At 41.8% G+C, this 11,713-nt stretch carries 9 protein-coding genes and 3 pseudogenes; 4 read left to right on the top strand and 8 right to left on the bottom strand.

Going from position 1 to position 11,713, the window contains the following annotated elements; genetic code table 11:
- Positions 1 to 408 precede the first annotated feature (408 nt).
- From MBO_RS00190 to MBO_RS00175, 4 genes and pseudogenes are all read left to right on the top strand, one after another.
- Positions 409 to 1,179: pseudogene (locus MBO_RS00190) on the top strand (5-(carboxyamino)imidazole ribonucleotide synthase); the annotation flags it as partial.
- Between the two features lie 432 nt (positions 1,180 to 1,611).
- Positions 1,612 to 2,838 carry a porin family protein gene (locus MBO_RS00185; RefSeq protein ID WP_152545064.1) on the top strand — a complete coding sequence of 409 codons (1,227 nt, stop codon included), beginning with the start codon at positions 1,612 to 1,614 and terminating at the stop codon, positions 2,836 to 2,838.
- 21 nt (positions 2,839 to 2,859) lie between these two features.
- Positions 2,860 to 4,125 carry a porin gene (locus MBO_RS00180; RefSeq protein WP_036361782.1) on the top strand — a complete coding sequence of 422 codons (1,266 nt, stop codon included), beginning with the start codon at positions 2,860 to 2,862 and terminating at the stop codon, positions 4,123 to 4,125.
- 84 nt (positions 4,126 to 4,209) lie between these two features.
- A complete protein-coding gene (locus MBO_RS00175) occupies positions 4,210 to 6,810 on the top strand; it encodes a prolyl oligopeptidase family serine peptidase (protein ID WP_052585178.1) in 2,601 nt (866 codons plus the stop codon).
- Positions 6,811 to 7,197: 387 nt separating this feature from the next.
- Here MBO_RS00175 and MBO_RS00170 read toward each other — a convergent pair whose 3' ends face one another.
- The 8 genes and pseudogenes from MBO_RS00170 to MBO_RS00135 form a co-directional block, all read right to left on the bottom strand.
- Entirely contained in the window at positions 7,198 to 7,671 is a 474-nt protein-coding gene (locus tag MBO_RS00170; protein WP_080702117.1) for an FtsZ/tubulin family protein, read from the bottom strand.
- On the bottom strand, positions 7,647 to 8,732 hold the full coding sequence (locus tag MBO_RS00165) for a tape measure protein (RefSeq protein WP_052585176.1): 1,086 nt from the start codon (positions 8,730 to 8,732) through the stop codon (positions 7,647 to 7,649). Before MBO_RS00165 ends, MBO_RS00170 begins: the two co-directional genes overlap by 25 nt.
- Before the next feature lie 83 nt (positions 8,733 to 8,815).
- Positions 8,816 to 9,295, bottom strand: a complete 480-nt coding sequence (locus MBO_RS00160) for a hypothetical protein (protein ID WP_052585175.1) — start codon at positions 9,293 to 9,295, stop codon at positions 8,816 to 8,818.
- 8 nt (positions 9,296 to 9,303) lie between these two features.
- Positions 9,304 to 9,969 (bottom strand): hypothetical protein, encoded by a 666-nt coding sequence (locus MBO_RS00155; protein ID WP_036361779.1) that lies wholly within the window; start codon positions 9,967 to 9,969, stop codon positions 9,304 to 9,306.
- Between the two features lie 305 nt (positions 9,970 to 10,274).
- The gene (locus MBO_RS00150) at positions 10,275 to 10,493 is read right to left on the bottom strand and encodes a hypothetical protein (RefSeq protein WP_036361775.1); all 219 of its coding nucleotides are present in this window, start codon (positions 10,491 to 10,493) and stop codon (positions 10,275 to 10,277) included.
- A gap of 56 nt (positions 10,494 to 10,549) precedes the next feature.
- Positions 10,550 to 10,876: a hypothetical protein gene (locus tag MBO_RS00145; protein WP_052585174.1), complete on the bottom strand. Its 327-nt coding sequence runs from the start codon at positions 10,874 to 10,876 to the stop codon at positions 10,550 to 10,552.
- A 50-nt stretch (positions 10,877 to 10,926) separates the two neighbouring features.
- Positions 10,927 to 11,473 (bottom strand): annotated as a pseudogene (locus MBO_RS00140) (cell division protein FtsZ); the annotation flags it as partial.
- A 54-nt stretch (positions 11,474 to 11,527) separates the two neighbouring features.
- Positions 11,528 to 11,713 (bottom strand): annotated as a pseudogene (locus MBO_RS00135) (hypothetical protein); the annotation flags it as partial.

The following is an 11,713-nucleotide window of genomic DNA, read 5'->3' as shown; positions in this document are numbered from 1 at the left end:
TTTGACAAACAAAGGAAAGCCCAACTCTTTTTCTACTTGCTCAAAATCACTGTCGTCATTTAAGACTACTAATTTTATCTTCATAAATAACATGGGTGTGAATGGCTTTATTCTTAGCATATTGATGTAGAGCAAATTTGACAAATTCACAATAGCTATTTTCGCTAAAGTCATTCGCCTATGGTAGCCATTCACCCAAGTAGTCTTTTTGCACATTAACAATGTCATTCATTTGACTGGCAAATGATGAATGCATCAAAGCCAGGTTTAATGTGTCGTTGATTTTATGGTGAAACATTTTTATTACCTCATCACAAGACCATCAAAACTATTTTTTAACCGCACTCTCCACAATATCCGCCACTTGTTCAGCTGCCTTTGGATTTGCCATTGAATGGGCTTTTTGTGCCATTTTTGTCAGTTAATGACTTGGACGGACTTAGACACGCCTGCCAACAGCTCGGCTTACCACTCGTCTTAAAGACTTCTCGTAGTGGCTATGATGGCAAAGGTCAATTCGTCATTAGGACGATTGATGACATCATTACTGCATGGGATGAACTTGGTGAAGCAACGAAAATCGCCCCATTGATTGCCGAAGGTTTTATTGATTTTAGTCGAGAAGTTTCAATCATCGCTGTGCGATCGCAAACAGGTGAAATTCGCTACTATCCTTTGGTTGAAAATACACACAGCAATGGCATACTGGTCAAGACAGTCGCTCCTGCACCAAACAGCGACCACCTAACTTGACAAGCCCAACAAAACATCAAAAAGCTCTTAGAGCATTTAGATTATGTTGGCGTGATGACCTTAGAATTATTCGTCACTGACGCAGGTTTGATCGCCAATGAAATCGCACCCAGAGTGCATAATTCTGGACACTGGACAATTGAAGGGGCGGTGTGTAGTCAATTTGAGAATCATATTCGAGCAGTGGCGGGATTACCACTAGGTAGCACCGACATCACACAGCCATCTGTCACGATCAACATCATTGGTCAATTTCCAGACCCCAGCCAACTCCTTGCCATTTCTGGCGTGCATTTTCATCATTACCACAAAGAAGAAAGAGCAGGAAGAAAGATTGGGTATATCACCATCATGACAGGTGATGAATTGCTCAATGACGCCGTTAATCAAGCGATTGAGTGTCTGCCAAACAGATTGGGTTTATAAACCTCTAATCACATTTTTACCACAAAAGTTCAGCAAACTTTTGTGGCTTTTTTACCCCATCTTCAATCAGACACACCAAGCACCAAAAAAAATGGGTGATTAGTCATCATATTTAAGACAACAGCCCATTTTTTCAAAAAGATTCCACCATAAAGACACGCATTGAAACAAGATAACCTTAACAAAAAATAATTTCAATAAAACACATATGAAATACTTGACAATAACAAACATTGCTATTAGTCTACTAAGACTAAATTTTTGTATCATTTTTTTACATATGATAAAATTTAGTTATATATGTTATAAACATGACACCAATAGCCAGCTAAGTCCTAGTAAGCCATTTGTTTGTTTTTAGTACAATACGATGAATGGATTGGCTGGGTCGAATCCAATGTTGAATCCAATGTTAAGGAGAACCCGTTTTTCATGAATAAGCTAACCCCTACCAAACGCCTACCTAAAAGGCAGTCATGCCAGGCACTGTCGTTATCAATACTAACGATGATGTTGGCGACAACCGCATCGGCAGCAACCTTTGAGATACCTGCGGTTAAAAACGGCCTGAATTTAAGCATAAATGGCAGTGCCAATCCAAGATTAACCACAGAATACGATAAGTTTAATTATACTTATGGCGATCCAAAAATCTTTGGTAGCAATGGCACCCTCGCTGATGTACTGGTGAATCAAGATCGTAAAGACAGCGATGAACAACTCAGACTTGATGGTGTTAACTGGACAATGCTAGGAGTCAGTGCCAAGCAAAGAATCACGCCAAAAATGACTGCCAACGCCTCTGTTGTCATAGAAGCTGGTGAAGGTTATGTCAATAACTGGGGTGCTTACTGGGGTGCATGGCTTGACTTTGGCACCTACGGTGAAAAAGGTCGCATTACCATCGGTGGTCAGAACAATGGTCTGGGTGTTAGCCAAACTGGCATTGGCATCGTAAATACCCTAACCGATGGCGGCACAAACATCAACGGTCGATACATGGGCATACCCAACCTTACGCTATCTGCTTATCATATGTTTAGCCAGTCTGCCGACATCAATGACAATACGAAGACAGGCTGGCATGACAGTAATGGTATCGCTGCCAAATACGATTTTGAATTCGCTCCACGCAAAACCCTAAGCTTGGCAGGCGGTTATAGCCAAAGCAAAGGTCATGATCAAATTGCATATTTTAACACCTCTGAAAAAGCCAATGCGTATTTGGCTGGCGTAAGTTTTCAACATAACGATTTGACGGTCGACTTAGACTATGGTAAAAGAAATGAAACTTACAATGGTGCCGTAACACATGGTGTTGATAAAGATACCTATGGCATCAAAGTCAATTATGAGTTCACACCACGCCTACAAGGAAGCATCAGCTATGGACGCAGTCAGACAGATAACAAATCACCTGCTCCAGTGCAAAGATTAGTATCATCAAAAAGATTAGAGCCTCAGGGCGATCAAGAAGCATTGTTCTTCCATGAAGTTAAGAAAGATCGTTACAGTGCCGAACTATCCTATCAGCTATATCAAGGCATTTCATTAACAGGTTCAATCACCAATCTAAAAACCAGAAACTATACCGATGAAGGCGAATTCAGTAATCGTAAGCATTTGACCTTCAGTACTGGTGCATCATTCTCATTCTAACTTTTTAAATAAGGATTTTTTATGAACACTCCAACTTTTAAGCTAACCAAAATCGCCCTATTGATTGGTACTGCCATCGTAGCTACCAATGCCCATGCTGTTTACAATCTATACAAAAAAGACGGTTTGACTTTAGATATTGGCGGTCAAGTTGACATTCAACTCACCAAGCAAGACCGACAATTCACCCTTGAAAGCCCAATGAACAAAATAGTCGAAAATCCGGAATTACAACCAGCAGGTACCAAATTATCAACCACAGATAAAAAGCCTCGCCTAAGCCAAAATCATGGCGTATCTTATATTGATTTCCGTAGCTCACAAGAATTGCCAAACGACTGGCGTGCAACAGGAAATATCGGTCTTGGCTATATCAGAGGCAGTAATTTTTATTTGTCCAATTCAAGCTTGTCATTGGATAAAAAAAATGTGGGTGCTGTCAGCCTAGGTCGTCAATATCTACACACCAACTATGTCAATCGCACAGGCACAGACACCCCATTGGATATTTTTAGCACTAGTGCCTTACGCTTTGATTACTATGGCATCAAGGGCTTACAAGCCAGTGCTTATTACAGTCTTGCAGGGTATAATGATGTTACCAAAGAAAACAACGGTGCTGTAAAATCAGGCTATGGGGCATCAGCAAGCTATCGCTTCCCAGTGGCAGAAGGTCAAACGCTAAGAGTGGCGGCAGGATACACACACAGTGATTACAATCCTGAAACTAGCATTAATGGGGATACCTGGAAAGCCAATCAAAACACCCTAAACCGCTATCCTAGTAAGACAGACGGTTTGGCAGCATCATTGGAGTATCAAGCAGGCAAATTCTTGGTAGCTACTGATATTGGTCGCAAACAAGAAACCATGTCTGAAAGCAATTTTACCCCACTAGATAAGCGAGATACTGATTATTTGGGTGTGAAAGTCGCCTATGACATCAACCCAATCTTTCAAGTCAGTGCAGGCTACGGCACCAAAAAGGCAGAGACTAAGCTGAAAAAAGGTGCGACACCACTAAGCAATGATGCCAATGCCTTAAATACAATCGGTCAGCAGACAGGCGGATTACAAATACTTTCTTATGTCGATGCCAAAGAGCAATATCTGTATGACAAAGCCAATACCAAAGAAGCTTATGTGCAGCTAGACTACATGGCTCGCCCAAATGTTCGCATCTATGGTCGCTACGACACCGAATTAACAAAATTTAAATTAGGCTCAACCAACACCAGCAAAATCAGCGATGACAATATCCGTGCTGGCGTTGTGTTTAATTTCTAAACCAATACGGCCACTTAATGGATGTTCAGATGGATTGAGCAATTCAATCCATCTGTGGCAATACAATCATAAACAGGATACCATATGAAACTAAAACTTACCTCACTGGCATTGGCAGTAGCATCGTCTGTCTGCATGACAGCGGCATATGCCGATGATGGCAGCGATAATAAAGACAAATTACATTATCCAAAAACTCGTGTACACCAAGACAGCTACGATCCATTTTTAAGCGGTGAATTTGGCATGTCTGCCAATACAGCGGACATCAAAAACGCACGATATGACAACGCTCAAAACATTCCCGATGATGGCATTGATCACTATATCGGTGGCACGATTGTCGATAAATATCGTTGGCTAGAAGAGTATGACAACATCGATGCTTATGTCGCCAATGAGACCAGTGATGACCGCCAACGCAACATGATCGGCACTCGTTTTGAGGACGATCATCCACTTGAAGCCAGAACCACCAAATACCTACAAACCGTTCAGCCAAAAGTATCTAGTGAGGTCAATGACTGGGTCAATGCTCAAAATGCACTGTCCACAGAATATGTCAAAGACTCACCTTTCTATGAACAATTAAAACGCAACTACGAAGCCTTAAAAGGCGTCGAGCACACCATCAGTCACACCAATCGTGATGGCATCGGTGAAATCCGTTACTATCGTCATGCGGACGGCTATGATCGCATTGAGAAGATTGCACCAGACGGTACTCGTACCGAGCTGCTTAATGAGGCAAACATCTCACCAGATGGCAAGGCCGAACCAAACGGCAAAGCCGACATTCGTGGTGTCAAAGTGAGTAAAGATGGCAGCTACATCTCTTTCTTCGTCCGCTCAGGCTCTGCTGACATTGACCCAAGATATTTACATGTCATTGATACTCGCACAGGCAAGCTTGCTACGCCTGTCATCAAAAACATTAGACGAGACATCATGAAAGCCACATGGCTGGATGATGACACTTTATTTTATGTAGGCAACTCTCCACAACTTGCCATCTATCGTCGTGATATTGGCAAAGAACGCTTTAATGATCCTATTGAAGTCAACTACTTACATCTCGGAGGCAGTGCGGTTACTGGCATCTCTTTTGAAGGCGATGATGATCGTTACTTGGTCATGAACGCCATAGCCTTCGGTACAAACACCGCCTTTATCAAAGATCGCAAAACAGGAGACATCTATCGCCTACATAACCCCAAATTCTTTGATGAAGCCATTCGCTATAAAATTGCATTTAATAACAATGTCTTAGCTGAATTGGTTCACTTTGATGACAAAACTCGTGATGTTTGGCTCATCAGTGGCGAGAATAATCGCAAAGGTGAAATCATCAAAACCAACCTGGATAATCTTAAAAAACGAGAAGTTGTGGTTACCACTCCAGAAGACTTAGACTTAATGCGTGATGCCTATTATCACGAAGAGGGTGATGGCTATTTCTTGGTTACCTATCTCAAAGATGGGGTCAGCCGTCTAAAACTGGTAGATGCCACCACAGGAAAGTTCCTAAAAGATCTAACTCCGCCACAAGGTGCTGGATATATTTCCGACCTTTCTGGCAATGTTGTGGGCAAAGAGTCTGATAAAGACAAGGATAAAAACAAAGACGACGATCCAGAAGCGAATGAAAACTACATCAAATTCTCTTTTGAAAATCCCACTTTCCCTCAGACAGAATATAAGTACAGCATTGCCAAAGATGAGTATTTAGATATTCGTCGTTCTGACTTGGTGCCTTTTGATGAAACTCAATACGAAAGCAAAGTGGTATTTTATACCTCTTATGACGGCACAAAAGTTCCAATGAACATCAGCTACAAAAAAGGCATCGTCTTAGATGGCAAAAACCCAACCATACTGTATGGCTACGGTGGTTATGGCGTCATTTATGATCAAGCATTCGGCTTCCCTGCGAATACCGCTTGGCTAGAAAATGGTGGCGTATGGGCTCATGCCTTCATTCGTGGTGGTGGTGAGTACGGCGAAGAATGGCAAAATGCCGCAAAATACACCAATCGCTTGACAGGCTATGACGATTTTGCTGCAGCAGCTGATTATCTCAATCAAGCAGGCTATGCCGATCCTGATCATCTGGGCATCATGGGTGGATCAAATGGCGGTCTTTTGGTCGGAGCAGCAATGGTTCGACATCCAGAAAAATACCGAGTAGCATTGCCGCAAGTCGCAGTACTAGATCAGCTTCGCCAATCAGACATGGGCATCACCCAATACTGGATGGAGGAGTATGGCGTGCCATCTGAAGGTCGTCATGTTTATGATGTCTTGATGAGCTATTCGCCTTATCACAACTTAAAGTCTGGCACATGCTATCCATCAACCTTGGTTCAAACATCAAAACGAGATGACCGTGTCGTACCATCGCACTCTTATAAGTTTGTGGCGAAACTTCAAGAGATTGAGAGCTGCGGTCGTCCAGCATTGTTATATGCATCTGAAAACCATGGTCACAGTTCAAATATCTATGCTGAGCGTAAAAACAACGAATTGATGACGATTGCTTTTGCATTCAAAGAGCTGGGGGTTAAGAGCGTACCAAATCTTGAAGAACGCCCAACAGCAGATGAAATGAAGACGGCCAAATGGCGTGCTGAAGATGCGGCGAAAGCTGAGCGTCAAAAGCAACAAAAAGAAAAAGTCAACAAGTAAGCCATCATCATTCAAAAAGGTCTTTAGATTAACTAAAGACCTTTTTTTATACCAAATCCATTTTTAAAATATCACAATCCAAACCACCATTACCGCACATTCAATAAACCCAAACAAAAGACATCAGCCTGGAACAATATACTCAATTAATCCCAAAATAACCCACCAACCCTTGCTGAATACTCTCAAGCTTTGATAAATGACTTCTAAGCCATTTCTTAATGGTTGCCCAAGTTTGCTCAATGGCGTTTAATTCAGGTGAATAATATAGCAAGGGTAAGATGATGGGCTCTACATATGCTCATCCGACCAAGTCATCTCCACAAAAAACCATGCGATGACAGTGGGTTTTTTGTGGTAACAAAGAGAGGATCGCTCATTATTATCCTATTGCTGTCTTTTTAGATAATCACCAACATGGATTGGCTGAACAGTCCTACGAACAGGCCCTGATGACGACTCTGCTGATTGCTGAGAACCTTGTTGACTGATGGCACTGGCATGACCTGCTGGTGCTTGCTGTCCAGATGATTGAGGTTGTGCACTCTCGTTTAAGGTCAGCCCTGTTGCAATCACAGTTACTTGCAATTCATCACCCATCGTATCATCATACACAAAACCCCAGAAAATATCACCCTCATCTAAGTCAGCAATCTTTGAAAGCAGCCCACCGATTTCATCTGCCTCACTTAAATTCATGGATTCCTGCATACCTTTGATACTAACAATCAATCCTTTAGCATTGTCAAGACGCAAATCATCTAGCAGCGGTGAGCGAGTTGCTTTTTCAGTGGCTTGTTTGGCACGATCATCACCACTGGCACGCCCAATACCCATCATCGCATATCCACGAGACTGCATGGCGGTGCAAACATCTTCAAAGTCCACATTGACCTGACCTGGATAACGCACGGTTTCAATAATTCCCTGGACGGCAAATAACAACACATCCCAATACCGCTTACTGCGCCTTTTAAGGTCTCAAAAGCTGTACCAAGCCCTTCAATAATGGCTTTGCCTGTTTCTGATTGCGCGCGGGCTTCGCCGAATTCTAATACCTTTGGGATAACACCAGCAAAACCGCTAATCATGCCTGCTAGACTTTGACTGATGCCACCTTCGCCATTCATGATTTTATTTACCGCAAGCTCCCATTGGTTGGAAACCTGTTGCATCGCTTGTGATACGGTTGTCGCTGTTGCGCCCGACATTGATTTAAGCTTCTCAGTTGCTTCAGCGTTTGTTAGTGCTTTATAGACTACTTCAGATGTTAGCTTGCCTTCTGCCGCCATCTTACGAAGTTCGCCCGTTGTGACATTTAGACTTTCAGACAACAAGGTCATAATCATTGGCGCTTGTTCAGCGATTGAGTTAAACTCATCGCCACGCAATACGCCTGACGCCATGGCTTGCCCTAACTGTGTAAGTGCTGCCGCCTGTGCTTCCGCCGAGCCACCCACCACCACCATTGCTTTTGTTACGTTTTCGGTAAATCGAATTACTTCCTGTTGCGTTTTGCCCATCTGTTTTAGTGAGCGTTCATTCGATACATACATCTCGCCAACAGATTGCAGTGATACCTTATTTTCCATCGCAATGCGTTCAATATTCTGCATCGCAACGCCAAACTTTTCAGTTGAGCCTGTGGCAAGTTTTAACTGGTTGTTCAAAGTCTGCATACTATCAGCAGTTTGAATGATTGAGCCAAACGTCAAGCCTAATCCTAGCGCACCAATCGCACCTTTTAGCATGCCAAACGTGCGCCCTAGAGATTTCGACATTTTGTCCATCTCATCCATAGACTTTGATGTTTCTTTTGTCTCTTTCTCAAGGTTATTAATGCCATGCGACAGCTTATCTAAATTCTGTTTGGCTTTATCAGCCATTACTTCAATGCTTAAGCGGTATGCCTGTGTTGCCATAATTTTCCCCATAAAAAAACCGCCCAACAAGGACGGTTATAAAAAACACCTTTTACAATCAAGGTGTGTTTTTTGTTTTTTTATCAATTCGCAATTAAATCATTTGCTTTTTTGATGTTCGCTTCATCATTGATAGCTGTTGATGCCTTGAGTAGGCTTTTAATATCCGATATTAAAATATTGCTTTCTCCGGCAAAATAAGATTTTTCATAGGTTTTACCGTGAACACTACCCCAATGGCGGCATAACTCGGTTATCATCTCATCATCATATCTTAACGCCAAATTTACACGGTCAATCACATTTTGATAGCAACCGTTTTTTAAATCCTGCTTATTCAAGGCTCTAAAGATTCTTAGCAACTCTGCATAATGGCCTTTGTAAATACTAGGCGGTTCACATGATATTTTCAGCATTTGAGCGGCTTTATGCAAATCGCCCGATTTCTTAACTTCCAAAGCCGCCAGATAATTATCAAGGTAATCATCTTCACTATGGATAGTAAATGAGCCATCGGGATGCTCTGAGATGATGGTTCTAAAACCAAAATCTTGATTATTCATAGCGCCCACTAAAAGATTTCAACTGTTGAATTATTTTGAGTGTCGATGACGCATTTGCCCATATTTTCAATTTCAACACCAAAACCATTCTTAGCTGTGAACGGCACTTCAACCACAACATTGCCACTGGTTCCTTTGTATGCACGAATTGAAAGGGTTTTTTCATCAAAGGTTGCTGGATAGTTGAGTTGCTGTTTAATCGCATCTACACAAGGTCGAATGTATTTGTGAGCTTCTGCCAGCTTCTCACTTTCAGCCTCAACCATAGTATTGCTTTTCAATTCCTCTTGGCTAATAAAAAATCTTTCACCGTTTTTGCAATCCACAAAAAATACCACTTCTTTTTTAGGCTTGCTTCTATTGTCAGAGATACTTACATCAATAGGCTCATCGCATTTTTCACTTTTTGCAATATGATTTACAGCCAGTGGCATGGTAGCATTAATATCATCAATCCATTTTTTACCCCATGTCTTATATGTCTTAGGAAAACCCTTTTGTGTAATTGGTACGACAATATGGCTATAGTCTGTTACGACATCATCCTGAGTATCATCGTCCTGATGTGTACTGCTATTCCCATCCGAATTAACAGTCATCTCATTATCATCCATGCACATTGATACGACAACCGAAATAATAACGACCAAAAATAACAATTTCAATATTTTCATAGCATAGCTCCAATCCGAAAAGACCAAACTATAATACACAAACTATTACATTAAAGCAATATGGGGTTACATTTTATCATATTCATCGCTTTTGAACTTTCGCACTTCACTTATAATATCGGGCAATCGCCAAACAAGTACTATCAATAACGCAAAAATAACCAAGATTATTAAGTTTATCATAGGTAATTCTCCCAATTTTACAAAATCTATGGTAAAATTCATCTTAAGTTTAATTCCTTTCTTGTTCAAAGGGGTTAAAATAAGAAACCCTTAAACTGTGGCGGTTTAAGGGTTTTTGCTTATTACCGCTTAGATTTCTTGTTAAAGCTATCTAGCCAAATATCATCAAGGGCGAACACCACATCATCAAGCAACCATCTGGGCAGGTAATGTGTATGATGCTCGCATACATCGCTAATATCCCGTACACCTAACGGCAATGCTACATTGTCAGCGTATCGCCTTTGGCGTTGTGCCAGAACAAATATGCCAATGCTGTTATCACTGATTGGGTCGCCCATGACTTCTTGCGGTATCGGTATGTTTAGTCTGCGATAGCTTTCAAGCCTTGTCGCGCTTAGCTCTGCTTCTTGGATTTTCCATTTGTATCGGTCGATGGCTTTTTTTTAGTTTTATTCGCCACCTTGTTAAATTCTTCCAAACAAGCATTAAACTCGTCAGTTAGCTTTTGAATGAACTGCATAGGCTCTTTGATATTGCTAGCAACAACTTTAAGGTTCTCGCCACTAATCGGTACCCCCTCACCTTCGCTATCTTCAACATTCCACTTTTCAATCGTGTATTCGCCAATCATGAAAAAAGTGGCTTCAAAGGGAGATACATAATCACGCCTCATTCTGTCTGTCTCTTTTAGCTTTTCTTCACGCTCTTGTAATAGGCGCACTCGCTCCGACGCTGCCGCAAACGCTTCATCTACTTTGAGCGTAACATCTGCTTTTTAAAGGCGTCTGCGATGGAAATATTATTATAAACTTGGCGTAATTTTTCGTTAGGCACTGTGATGATAGAATCAACATGTTGGGACAGTTCAGCAATACCCTCTTTAGCAATCTTCGTGCGTTTACTGTTCTCAAACTTAAATGGTGTCGTTACTACCGCTACCGTTAAAAGCTGCATTTCTTTAGCAATGCGAGCAATGACAGGAGCTGCCCCTGTGCCTGTGCCACCACCCATGCCTGCGGTAATAAATACCATGTGATAGCCTGACAATAACGAGCGAATTTCTTCTTCGTTTTGCTCTGCCAACTCACGCCCTTGAGCTGGACGACCGCCCACACCTAAGCCCGCCCCGCCAAATTGAAATTTATTAGGTACTGATAAATGCTCAAGGGCTTGAGCATCAGTGTTGGTCGCCACGAATGTCACACCTGAAACATTCTGACGAACCATATACTCAACCGCATTGCCTCCGCCACCGCCTACTCCAAAAAACAATGAATTTCGCTTGTCCGTCTGTATCAAGTTGCGTGTCGTCTGACATGCTATAAGCCGACATATTTCCTCCAAATTAGTAAAAATGACTCAAAAAAAGACATCAAAACCACTCTTTAACGCTCTTAGCAAATGACTGCCAAGCGTTAGAAATTTTATTCACCAGGTCGCTCTGAACTGGCGAATCATCATGACCATTGCGTAAAAACTGCTCGCTATTTTGATATAGTAGTGCACCGATTGCCGTATGCAACTTATTGCCTTTGATATGGTCATTTATTAAGACAAT

The sequence above is a fragment of the Moraxella bovoculi 237 genome (assembly GCF_000696305.2).
GTDB lineage: Bacteria > Pseudomonadota > Gammaproteobacteria > Pseudomonadales > Moraxellaceae > Moraxella > Moraxella bovoculi.
The sequence above is the reverse complement of the archived record's forward strand: the minus strand, read 5'-3'. Positions and strand labels throughout refer to the sequence as shown.

Coding starts and splice junctions, on each gene's coding strand:
- MBO_RS00165 (WP_052585176.1), bottom strand. CDS start 8,732: ATGGCAACACAGGCATACCGCTTAAGCATTGAAGTAATGGCTGATAAA.
- MBO_RS00155 (WP_036361779.1), bottom strand. CDS start 9,969: ATGAAAATATTGAAATTGTTATTTTTGGTCGTTATTATTTCGGTTGTC.
- MBO_RS00185 (WP_152545064.1), top strand. CDS start 1,612: ATGAATAAGCTAACCCCTACCAAACGCCTACCTAAAAGGCAGTCATGC.
- MBO_RS00150 (WP_036361775.1), bottom strand. CDS start 10,493: ATGGGCGACCCAATCAGTGATAACAGCATTGGCATATTTGTTCTGGCA.
- MBO_RS00160 (WP_052585175.1), bottom strand. CDS start 9,295: ATGAATAATCAAGATTTTGGTTTTAGAACCATCATCTCAGAGCATCCC.
- MBO_RS00180 (WP_036361782.1), top strand. CDS start 2,860: ATGAACACTCCAACTTTTAAGCTAACCAAAATCGCCCTATTGATTGGT.
- MBO_RS00170 (WP_080702117.1), bottom strand. CDS start 7,671: ATGCAGTCTCGTGGATATGCGATGATGGGTATTGGGCGTGCCAGTGGT.
- MBO_RS00175 (WP_052585178.1), top strand. CDS start 4,210: ATGAAACTAAAACTTACCTCACTGGCATTGGCAGTAGCATCGTCTGTC.